Genomic DNA, 17,397 nt, shown 5'->3' with positions numbered 1-17,397 from the left:
ACCACGCGCAAGGGCGGAAACCACCCACACGAGTCGTGATCTTGCCGAGCAGGCATCCCGAGAGGGACGGCACCGCACGCCGACCTGCGGCTCCGCCGACCCGGCGGAATCCCGCCGGAGAGCTCTATGACCTGGTCAGAGACCGTTTCGCGGGCCGCGAAGGCGATGTCGGCCGGTGGGCGGGCTACGGTGAGGAGAACCTCGTGGTCGGCGGCATGGGCGTCAGCGGAGGCACGCTCGCGCGGGAGGTGGCGGGCGCCGAGACGGCCGTTTCGGCGTGGCGCACACGCTGAGCGGGCGCTTTTCGCAACACGAACCGCTGGTATCCGCCATGATTAGCCACTGCACTACGGGTTACAGGAATCCCCGACCCCAAACTCCCCTAGGAGAACCGAGATGGCACTTCCGACTCTCACCCCCGAGCAGCGCAAGGCGGCTCTGGAGAAGGCCGCGGAGGCACGCGCGGCCCGCACCGCCCTGCTGGGCAAGGTCAAGGCCGGTGAGCTGACCTTCGCGCAGCTGCTGGAGCGCGACGACGACATCGCCAAGAAGATCAAGGTGTCGCAGGCCCTGCGCGCCGTCAAGGGCGTCGGCCCGGCCAAGGCCACCGCGCTCATGGAGGAGGCCGGCGTCGACGAGAAGCGCCGCCTCGGCGGCCTGGGCGCCCAGCAGCGCAAGAAGCTGGTCGACGCGCTCGGCTGACCACCGGGCGGCCAGGTCCGCGCGGAACGCCGCGCGGACCGGCCGGCGCCCTGGACGTACCGTGTGTGTCAGGACCCGCTTGGGCGTACAGGGTGGGTCAGGACCGCAGATAGGCGAGGACGGCCAGCACGCGCCGATGCTGATCGCTGTCGTCGGCGTAAAGCCCGAGCTTGCTGAAGATGCTCCTGATGTGCTTCTCAACGGCCCCGTCGCTGATGACCAGCTGCCGGCCGATGGCCGGATTGGACTTGCCCTCGGCCATCAGCCCGAGCACTTCCCGCTCCCGCGGCGTCAACTGCGCCAACGGGTCGTCCCTGCGCCTGCGCACCATCAATTGGGACACCACCTGAGGGTCGAACACGGTCCCGCCGGCGGCGACCCGCCGCAGGCCCTCCATGAACTCGTCCACGTCCACGACCCGGTCCTTCAGCAGGTAGCCCACCGCGCCTCGGGCATCGGCCAGCAGGTCGTCGGCGTAGGAGACCTCGACGTACTGCGAGAGGATCAGCACCGGCGCCCCCGGAACCCGGCGGCGCGCCTCCACGGCGGCCCTGAGCCCCTCGTCGGTGAACGACGGCGGCATCCGCACGTCGACCACGGACACGTCCGGCCGGTGCTCGGCCACCGCCTTGACGAGGCCGTCGCCGTCACCCGCCGTCGCGACCACCTCGCAGCCGAACTCCTCCAACAACCTGACCAGGCCCTCCCTGATCAGAACCGCGTCATCGGCCACGACTACCCGCACGGAACCTCCGCCACGATCACCGTCGGCCCGCCGTCCGGCGACTGCACGGCCAGCTCCCCGTCGACCGCGCGGAGCCGGTCGGCCAGACCGGCGAGACCATGTCCCTTGGCGACGTGCGCGCCGCCGACCCCATCATCCCCGATGGTGAGCATGAGAATGTCACCGATGTGGACCAGCTGGATCGTGCAGACGGTGGCGCGGCTGTGCTTGGCGACGTTCGTGAGCGTCTCGGCGACGACGTAGTAGATGGCGTTCTCGACGGAGGCCTGGTAGCGCCGGACGGTCTGCACGTCGAGATCGACCGGGATGGTGCAGCGTCCGGCCAAGGCGGCCAGGGCCGGGGCGAGGCCGCGGTCGGACAGGATGGGCGGCGCGATGCCGCGTGACAGGGCGCGCAGCTCGTCGAGCGTCTCGCGGGTGGCGGTGATCGCCGAGCTGATCGTGGCCTGCGCGGCCTCGGGGTCCCGCTGCATCTGCCGCTGCGCCCTGGACAGCTCCATGGCCAGCGAGACCAGCCGCTGCTGCGGGCCGTCGTGGATGTCGCGCTCCAGCTTGCGCAGCGCGTTGGCCTCGGCGGAGACGGCCGCGGCCCGGCCTTCGGCCAGGTCGTCGATGCGCTCCTGCAGCTCGGCGACCCCGGTCAGCAACGCCCGGCCGACCCCGGCGCGCAGCAACGCGGCGGCGCGCACCATGAACGGCAGGATGAGCATGCCGAGCAGGCCGAGCACGACGTAGAAGGCCGAGTTGACCCAGTAGTTCTGCTCGAACCCGAGCAGCTGGGGCAGCTCTTCGTTGCCGGGGATGCGCGAGGTGATGACGCCCCACAGGGGGTAGCTCAGCCCGGCGACCGGCACCGCCCAGAACACCACGGTCAGCACGAACGACACGATGGCGAGGGGGAAGTTGAAGATCCCGTGCAGCAGGTCGAGCCATGACTGCCCGCTGGTCAGCGGGTTCACCAGCCGGCGGAACCGGCCCGCGCCCGCCGGCGCGGGCTTGTAGCGGGGGCGCACCGGAGGGCGCTTGAGCACGTCGGAGAGCCAGCCGCGCTCCGCGTCCGCGAACCCCCTGGCGATCATGAGCGTCCCCGCGAGAAGGGGCACGCCGATCCATATGACCGTCGTGCCCACGCCGGCGGCCATGCCCACGACCAGCAGCACGAAGGCGATGACGGCCGTGGGGAAGCCGACCAGCGTGTAGCGCGTGTCCAGGAGGACACGTCTCATGAGGGAGCGCATGGCGTTCACGGTACGACTGTGCCATGCCCGCATCGACCCTGTGCGCCGGTATATGGCGGTAGGGCCTGCCCTACCTTCCATGGTGGTGTGATCTTCCCGGAAGAGGGCGGCTCACGGCACTGTGCCGGGCCGCCCGCGACGGAAGTCTTGAGGCCTCACGTCCATCACGAATCGAGGCCCCCATGACCGCGTTGCTCGACCATCCGGCGGCCCTGCCCGAGGCCGCCGCACCGGTCCGCCCCGCACCGGCGGCGCGGGCGACGGTCAGGGACCCGTTCATCGACCTGCTGCGGGTGTTCGGCATGGCGCTCGTGGTGCTGCAGCACTGGACGATCCCGGTGCTCGCCTTCGACGGCACCCGCCTGACCACCGGCAACGCCCTGTCGACGCCGGGCGTCTGGGTGGTGACCTGGATCAGCCAGGTGATGCCGCTGGTGTTCTTCGCGGGCGGCGCCGCCAACGCGATCAGCTTCGGCCGGGCGGCGCACGGCGGGCCGCAGTGGCTCGCCACCCGGCTACGCCGGCTGGCCTGGCCGCTCCTGCCACTGGCCGCGGTCTGGATCCCGCTCCCCCAGTTGCTGCTCACGCTGGGCGTGCCCGCGCAGCCGCTGCAGGTGGGCGCGCAGCTCACCGGGCAGCTCCTGTGGTTCCTGGCCGTCTACCTGATCGCGGTCACGGCCACGCCGTACATGATGAGCCTGCACGAAAGGTACGGCCTGCGCGTCCCCGCCGCGCTGGCGGCCGCGGCGGTGCTGACGGACGTGCTGCGGTTCTCGACGGGTGCCGACGCGCTGGGCTACCTCAACATCGTGTTCGTCTGGCTGGCGGTGCACCAGCTCGGTTTCCGCTACGCCGAGGGACGGCTGACCCGCCCCGGCCTGATGGCGATCGGCGGTTTCGGGGCCGCGGCGCTGCTCGTGGCGTTCGGCCCGTACCCGGGCAGCATGATCGGCCTGCCCGGCGCCGAGGTGTCGAACATGGCCCCGCCCACGCTGGCCATGCTGGCCGCCTCGATCGGCCAGATCGGGCTGGCCACGCTGCTGCGGCCGTGGATCCTGCGGTTGCGGACCGAGAAGCTGCTCGCCTGGGCCGGGCCGCGCATCATGACCGCCTATCTGTGGCACATGCCGGCGCTGTTCGCGGTCACCGGTGTGGTCGTCGTCGGTCTCGGCATCGACACGCCGGCGCCGGGTGGCCTGGCGTGGTTCGCCGGGTGGCCGATCTGGTTCGGGATGCTCTGCCTGGTGATGTGGCCGCTGCTGAAGGGCTTCTCCCGGTTCGAGGAGCCGCCCGCGCTGCCGTACGGGAAGGCCACCTGGCGCAGCGCGCTCACGTCGGCGGGGCTGGTCGGCGGCGGGCTGCTGGGGCTGACCGTGGCGGGGTTCGCGCCCGGCAACACGCCGTTCCTGGCGGCCCTGGCGATCCTGGGCGGCCTGCTGCTCACCGGCCCGAAGGCCCGGGTGTGACGCGCGGGTGAGGATGCGGAAACATGATGGTCACGCGAATCGTCTAAGAATGCAGTCCTATGACGCTCATTCAGCCTTTGTCTGAGACCGACCTGCCCGCCGTCGCCGAGATCTACGCGCACTATGTGACGGAGTCGGTGGCGACCTTCGACGAGACGCCCCTCGACATCGAGGCGTGGCGGCTGAAGGCGGCGGCGATCACCGAGGCGGGCCTGCCGTTCCTGGTGGCCAAGGAGGAGGACGGCCGGGTGCTGGGGTTCGCCTACTGCGGGCGCTACCGCCCCAAGCCCGCCTACCGGCACACCGTGGAGGACACGATCTACCTCTCGCCGGGGGCGACCGGGCGCGGGCTGGGACGGCTGCTGCTCGGCGAGCTGATCGCCCGCACCGGCGAGACCGGCGTCCGGCAGATGATCGCGGTGATCGCCGACGGCGGTGACCCGGCCTCGCTGAAGCTGCACGCGGCGTTCGGATTCGCGGAGGCGGGCCGGCTGAAGTCGGTCGGTTTCAAGCACGGGCGATGGATCGACACCATCCTCTACCAGCTCGAACTCCCCTAAGTCACGGGGATCGGGCGCTGTCGCGCCGGCTCGGGTTCGAGCATTCGGCAAACTTCGGCAGGATAGAGGGTGTGAGCCTCCTCGTTGACCGACTGCCGGAAGAGATCGACGCCGACCCGGACGCTATTTTCGACGCGTTCGTCTCCTGGAACTCCGAACGGGGGCTCACGCTCTATCCCGCCCAGGAGGAGGCGCTCATCGAAGTCGTCTCCGGGAGCAACGTGATCCTGTCCACCCCGACGGGCTCCGGCAAGAGCCTGGTCGCGGCGGGCGCCCACTTCGCCGCGCTGACCAGGGACGTACGCACCTTCTACACCGCGCCGATCAAGGCGCTGGTGTCGGAGAAGTTCTTCGACCTGGTCTCGGTCTTCGGCACCGAGAACGTCGGCATGATGACCGGCGACGCCAGCGTCAACCCGGGCGCCCCGATCATCTGCTGCACGGCCGAGATCCTGGCCAACGTCGCGCTGCGCGACGGCGCGGCGGCCGACATCGGCCAGGTCGTCATGGACGAGTTCCACTTCTACGCCGAGCCCGACCGGGGCTGGGCGTGGCAGGTGCCGCTGCTGGAGCTGCCGAACGTCCAGTTCATCCTGATGTCGGCCACGCTCGGCGACGTCTCGATGTTCGAGCGCGACCTGACGAGGCGCACCGGCCGGCCCACCTCGGTCGTCAAGCACACCGAGCGGCCGGTGCCGCTGATCTACTCCTACCGGATGACGCCGCTCCACGAGACGCTGGAGGAGATGCTCCGCACCGGCCAGGCGCCGGTCTACGTCGTGCACTTCACCCAGGCCGCCGCCATGGAGCGGGCGCAGTCCCTGATGTCCATCAACATGTCGACGAAGGCCGAGAAGGAGGCCATCGCGACGCTGATCGGCGGCTTCCGCTTCACCACCCGGTTCGGCCGCGCCCTGTCCCGCCTCGTACGCCACGGCATCGGCGTCCACCACGCCGGGATGCTGCCCAAATACCGGCGGCTGGTGGAGCGGCTGGCCCAGGCCGGCCTGCTGAAGGTCATCTGCGGCACCGACACCCTCGGCGTCGGCGTCAACGTGCCGATCCGGACCGTGCTGTTCACCGCGCTGTCCAAGTACGACGGCAACAAGGTGCGCCGCCTGCGCGCCCGCGAGTTCCACCAGATCGCCGGCCGGGCCGGGCGGGCCGGCTTCGACACCATCGGCTACGTCGCCTGCCAGGCGCCCGAGCACGACATCGAGAACGCCAAGGCGCTGGCGAAGATCGGCGACGACCCGAAGCGGCGGCGCGGCTACGCCCGCAAGAAGCCGCCGGAGGGCTTCGTCGGCTGGAGCGAGGAGACCTTCGAGAAGCTGCAGACCGCCGAGCCGGAGCCGCTCAACTCCCGGTTCAAGGTCACCAACGCCATGCTGCTCGCGGTCATCAACCGGCCCGGCGACTGCTTCCAGGCGATGAAGCACCTGCTCACCGACAACCACGAGGACCGCAAGTGGCAGCGGCGGCACATCAGCCAGGCCATCGCCATCTACCGGTCGCTGCTCGCGGGCGGCATCGTGGAGCAGCTCAGTGAGGCCGACGAGCAGGGCAGGCGGGCCCGGCTGACGATCGACCTACAGGAGGACTTCGCGCTCAACCAGGCGCTGTCCACCTTCGCGCTGGCCGCCTTCGACCTGCTCGACCACGACTCGCCGAGCTACGCCCTCGACATGGTGTCGATCGTGGAGTCCATCCTCGACGACCCGCGCCAGATCCTGTCGGCCCAGCTGAAGAAGGCCAGGGGCGAGGCGGTCGCGCAAATGAAGGCCGACGGCATCGAGTACGAGGAGCGGATGGAGCAGCTGGCCGAGGTCATGTACCCGATGCCGCTGGACGATCTGCTGCTCGGGGCCTATGAGACATACCGCCACGGGCATCCGTGGGTGGGCGACTACACGGTCAGCCCGAAGAGCGTGGTGCGCGACATGTACGAGCGGGCGATGACGTTCGCCGACTACATCCAGTTCTACGAGCTGGCCCGGTCGGAGGGCACGGTGCTGCGCTACCTGGCCGACGCCTACCGGACGCTGTCGCGCACGGTCCCCGAGCATCTCAAGACCGAGGACCTGATCGACCTGATCGAGTGGCTGGGCGAGCTGGTCAGGCAGGTCGACTCGTCCCTGATCGACGAGTGGGAGCAGCTGGCCAACCCGGAGGAGGCGCTGGAGCGCCAGGAGCAGCTGGAGGCCAAGGTCCGGCCGGTCACCGCCAACACGCGGGCCTTCCGGGTGCTGGTGCGCAACGCGATGTTCCGCCTGGTCGAGCTCTGCGCCATCGAGAAGGAGGACGAGCTGGCGGAGCTGGCGCCCGACGTCGACTGGGGCGCGGCGCTCGACGCCTACTACGCCGAGCACGAGGAGATCTTCACCGACGCCGACGCGCGGGGGCCCGCGCTGCTGCGCATCGAGGAGGAGAGCGGACTGTGGAAGGTGCGCCAGACCGTCAAGGACCCGGCGGGTGACGGTGACTGGGGCATCGACGCGCAGATCGACCTGGCCGCCTCCGACGAGGAGGGCCGCGCGGTGGTGCACGTACAGGGTCTCAACAGATTGTGATATAGCCGTGTGCCGGAGCGGACTGGCAAGGGCGCTCCGGCACACGCGCGTTCCTTTAGTCTCCGATAGCTAAGTTCGTCATAAGGTCATGACAATGTCTCAAGATCGGGACATTTGGTGGGAGTCCCGCCGCAGGCGTCGATCCGGCGATCATGGGACAAAATAACCGAATGAGCGATGAAGAGAACAGGCGCGTGCTCGGGCTGCTCGCCCAGGACGACACGCTCCGGGCGTTCGCCTCTCTGGTGCTCGGTGTCACCGACGGGCTGTCGCCGAAGGTCCTCGCCCGGCTGGCCGCCGGTGGGCTGGCCGTACGGGGCGAGGACGGAGCGTGGCGGGCGGCGCCGGAGAAGTTCCGTGAGCTGCTCCGGGCACGAGCCGCCGAGCCCTCGGACGAGGTCGGCGCCGAGGAGCGGCTGCTCCGGACGTTCCTGGTGGACGGGCGGCTGACGACCATGCCCACGAAGCGGGACAAGAAGCTCGTGGTGCTGCGCTACATCTCGCGGGTGTTCGAGCCGGGCGTGCGGTATTCGGAGAAGGACGTGAACGTGGCGCTGCGGGCCTTCCACGATGACTACGCGGCGTTGCGCCGCTATCTGGTGGACGAGGACCTGCTGTCGAGGCACGACAACGTCTACTGGCGCAGCGGCGGGCCGGTCGAGCTCTAGCTCCGGAGGTTGCTGGTCCAGGCGTCGATCTTGGCCTGCCACCGCGCGCGGTCCTCCGGGCGGCCGGGGACACCGGGGCGGGTCTGCCAGGGCAGCGGCCCCGACTCCGGCCGGTACTCCACCCCGATCGCGGCCAGCCGGGGCAGGTGGGCCGCCAGCCGTACACGGAAGTCGGCCAGATCACGGGCGGGCGGGCTCCACACCGTCTCCGCGAACGCCGCCACCCTCGGGAAGGCCATGTAGTCCATGTGCCGGTTGGAGTCGATCAGCTCACTCCACAGGCCGCACTGCGACCCGAGGACCCGCGCCTCTGCCGGATCGTCGCGCAACTCCTCCGGAACCGGGTCGAAGGCATACACCTCCTCCAGCGTCAGCACGGTCCCGAACGGCACCGGCTCGTCCTCCCCCGGCCCCTGCCGGTAGTCGAAGTAGACAGAGGTGTTGGGGCAGGTGATCACGTCGTGCCCGGCGCGGGCCGCCGACACCGCCCCCAGGTCGCCGCGCCAGGAGGCCACCACGGCGCCCGGCGCGAGACCGCCTTCCAGGATCTCGTCCCAGCCCACCAGCCGGCGGCCGCGCTCGGCCAGGTAGTCGTCGAAGCGGCGGATGAACCAGCTCTGCAGTTCCTCCTCGTCCCGCAGCCCGAGCTCGCGGATGCGGCGCCGCGCGGCGGGGCTGTCGCGCCACTGGTCCTTGCGGCACTCGTCGCCGCCGACGCACACGTACGGGCTCGGGAACAGCTCCAGCACCTCGTCGAAGACGTTCTGGAAGAAGGCGATCGTGCTCTCCTCGACGTTCAGCACGTTCACCCCGACGCCCCAGGTGGTGCGCACCTCCAGCGGGGTGTCGAGGTTGCCCAGCTCGGGGTAGGCGGCGATGGCGGCCTGGGTGTGACCGGGCAGGTCGATCTCGGGCACGACGGTGACATGCCGGCGCGCCGCGTAGGCCACGATCTCCCGGATGTCGTCCTGCGTGTAGTAGCCGCCGTGCGGGCGGCCGTCCATGGCGCCGTTCCAGCCGGTCTGGCTCTCCTTGCGCCAGCCGCCGACCTCGGTCAGCCGGGGGTAGCGCTTGATCTCGACGCGCCAGCCCTGGTCGTCGGTGAGGTGCAGATGCAGCACGTTGAGCTTGTGCAGGGCCATCAGGTCGATGAAGCGCAGCACGTCCTGCTTGACCATGAAATGTCGGGCGACGTCGAGGATGCAGCCGCGCCACCCGAACCTCGGCTCGTCCTCGATCAGGACGGCCGGCAGCACCAGCGGCCCGCCCGCCGACGCCTTCCTGAACGCGGCGGGCGGGAGCAGCTGCCGCAGGCTCTGCGCGCCGTAGAACACCCCCGCCGGGCCGCCGCCCTCGATCACCACGCCGTCGTCGGCCACGCTCAGCCGGTACGCCTCGGGCGGCAGATCGTCGCGGAGCCCGAGCGTGATCGTTCCCGAGCCCGGCCCCGGCAGCAGCTCCCCGCCGACGACCGGGCTCAGCTCGCCCCGCAACCAGGAGGCGACCTCGCCCAGCGGCGGCGACGCCGTCACCGAGGTCTCCCGATCGAGGACGAACCGCCCCTGCCGGATCTCGTACCGGACGGGCTTGGGAACGATCATGAGCTCTCTTTCTACTGGCAGGTGATAGAGGCGTCGGCGAAGTCGGCGTGGTCCGACGTCGCGTTGTCGCCGCCGTTGGTCGCGACCAGCCGGACGTACGTGGCGCCCTTCACGGACGCGGTGACCTTCCTGGCGGGTTGCGCGCCGGTGACGATGCCCGAGTGGGCGACCCGGCCGCCGTCGGCCCAGACCTCGAGGTCGGCCGAGCCCGCCTGGCCCACCTCGTCGTCGATTCCGGCCTGGAACTCGACGGTCGAGCAGCGGCCGGCGGTGTAGAACTCGATGTCGGCGGGCGCGTGGGCACCGAGCCCCTTGGCGTACGTGACCCCCTCGATGGTGATCGGCTTGCCGTCTCCGGCGGCCTTCTCGCCGTTGCTGGTGTCCTTCTCGACCGGGCCGAAGTAGTTGGCGACGCGGGTCCAGGGCAGGTCGCTGAGGTACGTCCGGCCGGAGCCGGGCGCCCGAGCGACCTTGACGACGGCGGTGGCCGCGGACTTGGCGGCGGTGGCCGTGATCTCGTAGTCCTTGAGCTCGGCTCCGGCGGGCGGTGTAACCGACCACTTCACGGTGAGGCTCTCGCCGCCGTCCAGCCGCCCGGTCCTGGTGGCCGTGCGCGCCCTGGCCCGCCACCCTTCAGGTACGGCCAGCGCCACCTCGACGTCCCGCAGCCGGTCCGTAGCCCCGGTGTTGGTGACCCTGGTGACGACCTCCCGCTCCTTGCCCGGCTCCAGCACGGACGGGTGATCGTCGCCCAGGAGTCCCGGGTCCACCTCCACCAGCACGGCGGGCGGGGCCTTCTCCCGGCTCTGGCTCACCCGGTAGAGCACCGACCCGTGGGCGGGCACCTGGGCCGCCAGGTCGCCCTCCGTGGTCGTGACCGCGCCGGTCCACAGCTCCTCGACGCGGTAGCGGGCGGGCTTGAGCTTGGTGGAGATCGTCGCCGCCCGGTCGCTCTCGTTGAACAGCAGGATCGCCTGATCCCCGTTCGCCAGGGGCTTGGACAGCACGTGGTACCAGCCGTCGGAGGTCACCAACCGGCCCGGTACGCCCAGCGCGTCCTGGTCGACGGCGATCACCTTGGGGTTGGCGACGATCGCCGGCGGCGCCTTGGCCGGGTCGGCCTGGAGGATGAGCGGGGCGGCACCGACGGCCCAGAGGCTGACCTGGGTGCGGTACTCGGCGTCGGTCATGCCGCCCCGGCCCGCCTGGACCAGGTCGGGGTCCGCCCAGCTGCCCGGACCCGCGTACTGGACCCTGAGCTGATTGGTCTCCCAGACGTCGACCATGGTCGCGTAGCTGTCGGGCAGGGGCTTGTTGTAGACGTTGGTCCGCCAGGTGGTGGCCTTTGCCTCCTTGCCCCACAGCCACGGCACGGTGCTGCCGTCCTCGTTGTTCATCGCGAACTCGATCGCGTCGCCGAGCGCCTGGCGCATGCGCGGGTAGAGGGTCTGGGCGATCTGCTGGACGTTCTGGCCGGGGAAGTCGGCGGCGGGGACGTTGCACCAGTCGTACTTGACGTAGTCGACGCCCCAGCCCTTGACCTGCTCGGCGTCGGCGGCCTCGCTCTTGTAGGAGCCGGCGCCACCGCCGGAGCACGCCTTGGTGCCCGCCGACAGGCTCAGGCCGAGCTTGAGCCCCTTGCCGTGCAGGTAGTCGGCCAGCGCCTTGACGCCGGAGGGGAAGCGGGTGGCGTCGGGGGCCAGGGCGCCGCTCGTACGCTGGGCGGCCAGCCAGCAGTCGTCCAGGATGACGTGGTCGTAGCCGGCCGGGGCGAGGGCGGCCAGGGCGTCGGCCGCCTGCCGTACGGACGCCTCCGAGACCGAGCAGCCGAGCGTACGGCTGCTCCAGCCCATCGGCGGCCCTAGCGGGGCGGCGTCGGCATTGCCGGGTAACGGGACGAAGGGCAGGGCGATGAGGGCCGCCGCGAGGGCGGCCGTGGTTGTGCGCATGGGAGTCCCGTCAGGCTGGGTGGAGCGCCGGGTCGCCGGGCTCGATGACGAAGGAGCCGGAGGTGTAGGCGGGGGCGTAGGGCTCGGTGACGCGGGACAGCGAGCGGAAGTCGACCTTCATCTCCCGCTCGGTGAGCTTGGCCCGCACGTAGCCGCGGCGGCCGTTGAAGAACTTGACGTGCGGGTTCTCCTCGAGCAGGACCTGCGTGTTCGGGTACTCGTCCAGGCCGTTGCCGGCGCTGGTGACCGAGGTGGTGACGAGTTCGACGGCGACCGACTTGGAGGCGGGGTCCTGGTAGTCGCGCTTGATCTCGCCCGCCCAGTGGGAGTGCACGTCGCCGGTGAGCACGACGCCGTTGCGCTTGTAGTCGTCGATGGCGGCGGCCAGGCGGTTGCGGGAGGCGACGTAGCCGTCCCAGCCCTCGTTGGAGTAGCCCTTGCCCTCGCCGTTGGTCCAGTCCATCTCCATGAAGAAGACCTGCTGGCCGAGCAGGTCCCAGGTGGCCTTCGAGCCGCGCAGCTCCCCGTCGAGCCAGGATTCCTGGGCGGCGCCGAGGATGGTCCGGTTGGGGGCGAACCGCTCCAGGCAGTCGGCGCCGACGGTGCCGCTCTTGCCGGTGCAGGGGTAGATGTCGCGATATTGGCGGGTGTCTAACAGGTGCAGGTTGGCGATCGCACCCCAGCGGATGCTCCGGTACAGCTTGAGCGCCGCCCCGTCCGGCTTCTGGGCGCGGCGCAGCGGCATGTTCTCGTAGTACGCCTGGAAGGCGGCCGCCCGGCGGGCGAGGAAGGGCGGGTCGGGCTGCTCGGGCACGTCGCCGGCCCAGGCGTTCTCGATGTCGTGGTCGTCCCACACCACCACCCAGGGGGCGATGGCGTGGGCCAGCTGGGACTCCGGGTCGGCCTTGTGCTGGGCGTGCCTGAGCCGGTATCCGGCCAGGTCGAAGCACTCTCCCCCGGCCTGGTCGCGCACCGGGTACTTGTAGTCGCCGTACTCATAGATGTAGTCGCCGAGGAAGGCGATCAGGTCGGGCTGGTCCTCGGCCATCCTCCGGTAGGGGGTGAACCAGCCGGTCTGGTAGTCGGCGCAGGAGGTGAACGACAGGTTGAGCGCGCGGCTGCGGGTGCCGCGGGCGGGGCTGGTCAGGGTGCGGCCCACCGGGGAGATCTCGCCGGCGGCCTTGAAGCGGTAGAAGTACTCGGTGCCGGGGTTCAGGCCGTCGAGCTCGACGTGGACGCTGTGGGCCGCCTGCGGCCCGGCGATCTCGGCGCCGCGCCGTACGACATGGCGGAAGTTCTCGTCCTTGGCGAGCTGCCATTCGACCGGTACGGGCCGCGACGGCATGCCGCCGAGCCCGTCGAGGGCGACGGGGTCCATGGCCAGGCGGGTCCACAGGACCACGCCGTCGGGGGCCGGCTCGCCGGAGGCGACGCCGAGCTGGAAGGGATCGGAGATCGGGGCACGGCGGGCCGCCGCGCGCACGGGTGAGGCACCCAGTGCGGCGGTCAGTCCCAGTCCGGCGCCCCCAGCGAGGAGTGAGCGCCGGCTGATCATTTGACGGTCGCGTTCCCTTCCGTGACGGCCTGGTCCGCGGCCTGCTTGGGGTCGAGCTTGCCGAGGTACATCTCGTTGAAGATCTGGTTGAGCTTGGTCTCGAAGCCGGTGAACCCGGTGGTGACGGGCAGCGGGAACGTGGTGCCCTTCGACTCCTCGACGAACGGCGAGACGTCGATCTTCTTCTTCTGCCAGTAGTCGACGTAGCCCTGGGTGAGGCCGTTGAGCGCGGGGAGGATGTAGCCGTCGGCGGCCATCAGTTTCTGCGGCTCCTCGCTGCCGAGGTAGGCGGCCAGCTTCATGGCCTCCTGGGGGTGCTTGCTCTTGGCGTACACGGCCTCCGACAGGCCGTTGAGGTTGACCGCGCGGCCGGCCGGGCCCTCGGGCATGAGGGCGACGCCCATCTCGAAGTTCGCCTCCGGCGCGACATAGGGCAGCAGCGCGTTGTTGGCCGGGAACATCGCCACCTCGCCCGCCTTGAACATGTCGGTGGCCTTGCCGGTCGGCGGGTTCGTCTGGGTCGCGGGCGGCGAGACGTGATACTTGTTCACCAGGTCGACGCCGAACCGCAGGGCCTGCACGGAGGCGTCGTCGTTGAAGGCGTACTTGCCGAACGGCTGGTCGAGCAGCTTGCCGCCGTTGGAGTTGACCCAGTTCATCCACTGGGTCTGGTAGTGGTTCCAGGAGGCGAAGCCGTAGGTCTTGACCTTGGCCGGGTCGAAGCCGGGGTCCTCGGGGTGCTTGCCGGCCTCGTCCACGGTCAGCTTGCGGGCGATCTCCAGGAACGTGCCGGAGCCGTCGGGCTTCCAGGTGAGGCTGGCCGGCATCTCGACACCGGCCTTCTTGAACAGATCCTTGTTGTAGAGCAGGCCGACGATGCCCCAGTCCTTGGGCACCCCATACAGCTTGTCCTGGTAGGTAAACGACCCGACCACCGTTGGATGAAATTTCGTGGCATCGAGCTTGAGGGGCGACATGTCGGCCAGGACGCCCTTGGTGACGAACTCGGGGAACTGCGACGGCGTCATCCAGAAGACGTCCGGCGCCGTGCCGGCCACCGCGTCGGCGGTGAGCTTGGTCCAGTACTCGTCGTACGGCATCAGCTCGATCTTGACGTCGATGGTGGGGTTGGCCTTCTCGAAGGCCGCCATGACCTTGTCGTAGCCCACCTTCTGCTGGTCGTCCCAGAGCCGGTAGGTCAACGTGACCTTGCCGCCGGTTTCACCGCCGCCGCCCGAACCGCAGGCGGTCAGGGTGAGCGTGGCGGCGGCCAGCAGTGTCACGGCATGGCGGAGCTCGCGTATGCGGGGGGATCGCATATGACCTCTCTTACTTGAGGCCGGTGAGGACCACCGACCGGACGATGTACTTCTGGAAGAAGATGAAGATCGCGATCATCGGCACCAGCGCGATCAGGCCGCCGGCCATGATCAGGTTGTAGTCCACGCCGATGCCGGAGTTGAGGGTGGCGAGGGCGACCGTCATGACCTTGGTGTCGTCACCACTGGTGATGATCAGCGGCCAGATGAAGCTGTTCCACGACGAGATCACCGTGATGATCGTCAGCGTGCCGATCGCGGGGCGGCAGAGCGGCAGCAGGATCCGGGTGAGGATCTTCAGCGGGCCCGCCCCGTCGATCCGCGCCGCCTCTTCGAGCCCGGCGGGCAGGCCGCGGAAGAACTGCCGCATCAGGAAGATCCCGTACGGCGTGCCCAGAATGTACGGCGCGAGCAGGCCGTACCACGTGTTGACCAGGCCGAGCTCCCGCATGATCAGGAACAGCGGGATCATCGTGACGGCGCTGGGCACCATCATCGTGGCCACGTACAGCCAGAAGAGCACCTCGCGCCCGCGAAAGCGCAGCCGCGCGAACGCGTAGGCGGCGAACGTGGTGAACACCAGCTGGCCCAGCGTGAGCAGCGCGGTCATCACCACCGTGTTGAGCAGGTAGCGGGGGAACTCGCCCCCGAGGAGCTTGGTCAGGTTGGCGGTGGTGGGCGGCAGGCCGGGCACCCACGGCTCGGTCGAGTTGAGCTGGCCCTGGGTCTTGAAGGCGGTCAGCACCACGAGCAGATAGGGGAAGACGGCGACGAAGGCGCCCAGGGTGAGCGTGGCGTAGAGCAGGATGCGCTTGGTCATGTCGCCCTTCAGCTCATGTCGTAGGTGGTGCGCTTGCCGAAGAACCTGACCTGCACCAGCGTCACGGCCAGGATGACCGCGAAGAGCAGCATCGACAGCGTCGAGGCGTAGCCGAAGTCGAACTCCCTGAACGCGGTGCCGAAGATCTTGAAGTTGATGACCTCGGTGCTCTGGCTGGGCCCGCCGTTGGTCATCACGAAGACGGTGTCGAAGACCTGGAAGGCGCCGATCAGGTTCGTCACCATGACGAAGAACATCGTGGGGTTGAGCAGCGGCAGCGTCACCCGCCAGAACCGCTGACGCGGGGTGGCGCCGTCGGTGGCGGCCGCGTCGTAGAGCTCCCTCGGGATGCCCTGCAGCCCGGCCAGGAAGAACAGCATGTTGTAGCCGGTGTACTGCCAGACGTTGACCAGCGCGACGGCGGGCAGGGCCCAGGTGGGGTCCGACAGCCAGTCGGGGCCGGTGACGCCGATCACGGCCAGGGCGCTGTTGATCGCGCCGTCACGCGGGTCGAAGATCCAGTTCCAGACCAGGCCCATGACGATCGGGGTGGCCATCCACGGCACCACGAACAGCGAGCGGAACACCCTGACGCCCTTGATCCGCTGGTTGAGCAGCAGGGCCAGCACCAGCGCCAGGACCGTCTGCAGGGGGATGCAGAGCAGCACATAGACGACGGTGATCCCGAGGGAGTGCCAGGAGTCTCCGTCGCCGGCCAGGCGGCGGTAGTTGTCCAGTCCGGCGAAGGTCGGGGGCGACAGGAGCTCCCAGTGGAAGAAGCTCAGCACGAAGACGATGACCATCGGCAGCAGCAGGAAGGCGAGCACACCCAGCAGGCTCGGGCCGATGAACAGGTAGGCGTGCCAGTCGCGCCTCCTCCTCACTCTCATGACGGCTCCGTCGTGGTGGGGACCATCAGGCGCCGGGTGGTCTCCAGGCCCCAGTCGTCGAGCGCCGCGATCGGGTCGCTGGAGCCGCGCAGGCCGCCGGTCGCCTCGATGTGCGCGGCCCACTCCTGCCTGGCCTCCACCTCGGGGCGCATGATGATGCAGTCGGGGTCGTTCACCCACCAGCGGGCGTGCAGGAACTCGCGGGCCGCGCCGGTCAGCCGGGCGCCCAGCTGGGACGGCTGGCTGATGTCGCCCGACTTCGGGTGCAGCGTGGGCGCGATGTCCGGGCTGACCCGCATGATGTCGACCAGGCCGAGGCTGGGCAGCATGGGCGCGCCGCAGCCGTGCAGGGTGGCGTCCGGGCCGGCGCCCTCGCGGATCAGCTCCAGCCCGCGCCGGTAGGCGGCGATCGGGTCGAGGTCCTCGTGCCTGCGGCCCGCCAGCGCCCCGGCATAGATGAAGTCGAGCTTGAAGTGGGTGATGCCGTACGCGGCGAAGGTCCTGAACACCTCGACCAAGTGGGCGGCGGCATCCGGGTGAGTGACGTCGAGCACCGCCAGGTCCTGGTCCCACATGCGGCCCGCGTGGGCGCCGCCGACCAGCCAGTCGGGGTGCTCGCGGAAGATCCGGCTGCGGTGGCCGACCAGGAAGGGCGCGGTCCAGACGCCGGTACGCCGGCCCGCCTCTCCCAGGGCTTCCGCCACCTTTCGCAGCGAGCCGAAGCCGGGGCGCGGGTCCAGCCAGTCACCGATCTCGGCCTCGTAGCCGTCGTCGACGAGGAACATGTCGGCGCCCAGCCCGTGCCGCTCCGACAGGCGGAGGTTGTCCAGGACGTCGTCCTCGGTGACCTTGCCCCAGTAGCCGTACCAGGTGCACCACATGGGGGGTACGGCCGGAAACGTCCTGGGTGCGTAGCCCTCGGCCATGCCCGCTGCCCAGGTTTCCAGCGACTCACCGGTCAGGTGGCGTACGGGCCCGTTCGCGCTCACGATCAGACGCCCGCCCTCCTCACGCGCCCGGATGGAGGGCACCTCCAGGGGGCTCGGCGCGGACCACAGCTCCAGCGGCGCGCCGCCGCCGGGGTCGATCGCGAGCAGCCCCTCACCCTGGAACACCCCGGCGGGCACCGGCGTCTCCGGGCGGTAGCAGAGGATCTGGATGTTGTCGTCCGCGGGCCTGGGCGGGGTCTCGCCGAGGCGGTAGGCGCCGGTCGGGCTCCACGACTGCCACCCGTGCTCGAAGACCCGGGCCTGCCCTGGCTGATGGACGACCTCGCCCACGTCTGCGAACGACATCAGACCCTCAATTCCTGTT

General features: G+C 69.9%; 15 protein-coding genes. 6 read left to right on the top strand and 9 right to left on the bottom strand.

The features are described 5' to 3' along the window. Window positions 1–35 precede the first annotated feature (35 nt). Window positions 36–293: a hypothetical protein gene (locus tag AB0B64_RS53590; protein ID WP_357959444.1), complete on the top strand. Its 258-nt coding sequence runs from the start codon at window positions 36–38 to the stop codon at window positions 291–293. Between the two features lie 103 nt (window positions 294–396). Next, window positions 397–702, top strand: coding sequence for an integration host factor, actinobacterial type (gene mihF / locus AB0B64_RS53585; RefSeq protein ID WP_225301079.1), 306 nt, complete (start codon window positions 397–399; stop codon window positions 700–702). A gap of 97 nt (window positions 703–799) precedes the next feature. On the opposite strand, the gene AB0B64_RS53580 is transcribed toward mihF, so the two are convergent. Further along, complete coding sequence (locus AB0B64_RS53580) at window positions 800–1,447, bottom strand: response regulator transcription factor (protein ID WP_357959441.1); 648 nt, start codon at window positions 1,445–1,447, stop codon at window positions 800–802. Beyond that, window positions 1,438–2,673: a sensor domain-containing protein gene (locus AB0B64_RS53575; RefSeq protein ID WP_357959439.1), complete on the bottom strand. Its 1,236-nt coding sequence runs from the start codon at window positions 2,671–2,673 to the stop codon at window positions 1,438–1,440. Before AB0B64_RS53575 ends, AB0B64_RS53580 begins: the two co-directional genes overlap by 10 nt. 194 nt (window positions 2,674–2,867) lie before the next feature. Here AB0B64_RS53575 and AB0B64_RS53570 point away from each other — a divergent pair, with 194 nt between their 5' ends. The 4 genes from AB0B64_RS53570 (at window position 2,868) to AB0B64_RS53555 (ending at window position 7,949) form a co-directional block, all read left to right on the top strand. Further along, window positions 2,868–4,151: an acyltransferase gene (locus AB0B64_RS53570; protein WP_358201313.1), complete on the top strand. Its 1,284-nt coding sequence runs from the start codon at window positions 2,868–2,870 to the stop codon at window positions 4,149–4,151. Window positions 4,152–4,228: 77 nt separating this feature from the next. Further along, window positions 4,229–4,711, top strand: coding sequence for an N-acetyltransferase family protein (locus tag AB0B64_RS53565; protein WP_357959433.1), 483 nt, complete (start codon window positions 4,229–4,231; stop codon window positions 4,709–4,711). A 62-nt stretch (window positions 4,712–4,773) separates the two neighbouring features. Then, the gene (locus AB0B64_RS53560; RefSeq protein ID WP_357959582.1) at window positions 4,774–7,281 is read left to right on the top strand and encodes a DUF3516 domain-containing protein; all 2,508 of its coding nucleotides are present in this window, start codon (window positions 4,774–4,776) and stop codon (window positions 7,279–7,281) included. A gap of 170 nt (window positions 7,282–7,451) precedes the next feature. Further along, complete coding sequence (locus AB0B64_RS53555; protein ID WP_358201309.1) at window positions 7,452–7,949, top strand: DUF2087 domain-containing protein; 498 nt, start codon at window positions 7,452–7,454, stop codon at window positions 7,947–7,949. Here AB0B64_RS53555 and AB0B64_RS53550 read toward each other — a convergent pair. From AB0B64_RS53550 to AB0B64_RS53520, 7 genes are read right to left on the bottom strand one after another with little or no spacing between them, the layout of a single operon-like run. Continuing rightward, window positions 7,946–9,550: a beta-N-acetylhexosaminidase gene (locus tag AB0B64_RS53550; protein ID WP_358201302.1), complete on the bottom strand. Its 1,605-nt coding sequence runs from the start codon at window positions 9,548–9,550 to the stop codon at window positions 7,946–7,948. The two genes, AB0B64_RS53555 and AB0B64_RS53550, sit on opposite strands and share 4 nt — an antisense overlap. Before the next feature lie 11 nt (window positions 9,551–9,561). Beyond that, window positions 9,562–11,499, bottom strand: a complete 1,938-nt coding sequence (locus tag AB0B64_RS53545; protein WP_358201296.1) for an NPCBM/NEW2 domain-containing protein — start codon at window positions 11,497–11,499, stop codon at window positions 9,562–9,564. 10 nt (window positions 11,500–11,509) lie between these two features. Beyond that, a complete protein-coding gene (locus AB0B64_RS53540) occupies window positions 11,510–13,054 on the bottom strand; it encodes an alkaline phosphatase D family protein (RefSeq protein ID WP_358201289.1) in 1,545 nt (514 codons plus the stop codon). Further along, on the bottom strand, window positions 13,051–14,373 hold the full coding sequence (locus AB0B64_RS53535; RefSeq protein WP_358201284.1) for a sugar ABC transporter substrate-binding protein: 1,323 nt from the start codon (window positions 14,371–14,373) through the stop codon (window positions 13,051–13,053). Before AB0B64_RS53535 ends, AB0B64_RS53540 begins: the two co-directional genes overlap by 4 nt. 10 nt (window positions 14,374–14,383) lie before the next feature. Beyond that, on the bottom strand, window positions 14,384–15,193 hold the full coding sequence (locus tag AB0B64_RS53530; RefSeq protein ID WP_357959416.1) for a carbohydrate ABC transporter permease: 810 nt from the start codon (window positions 15,191–15,193) through the stop codon (window positions 14,384–14,386). Window positions 15,194–15,201: 8 nt separating this feature from the next. Next, window positions 15,202–16,083 carry a sugar ABC transporter permease gene (locus AB0B64_RS53525; RefSeq protein WP_357959414.1) on the bottom strand — a complete coding sequence of 294 codons (882 nt, stop codon included), beginning with the start codon at window positions 16,081–16,083 and terminating at the stop codon, window positions 15,202–15,204. After that, window positions 16,080–17,378 carry a glycoside hydrolase family 36 protein gene (locus AB0B64_RS53520; protein WP_357959411.1) on the bottom strand — a complete coding sequence of 433 codons (1,299 nt, stop codon included), beginning with the start codon at window positions 17,376–17,378 and terminating at the stop codon, window positions 16,080–16,082. The genes AB0B64_RS53525 and AB0B64_RS53520 overlap by 4 nt, the downstream gene beginning before the upstream one ends. Window positions 17,379–17,397: the final 19 nt, after the last annotated feature.

Origin of the sequence: Nonomuraea sp. NPDC049129 (genome assembly GCF_040648495.1) — a bacterium.
GTDB lineage: Bacteria > Actinomycetota > Actinomycetes > Streptosporangiales > Streptosporangiaceae > Nonomuraea.
Note: the sequence above shows the minus strand (reverse complement) of the source record. Positions and strands in the feature narration are given on the sequence as shown.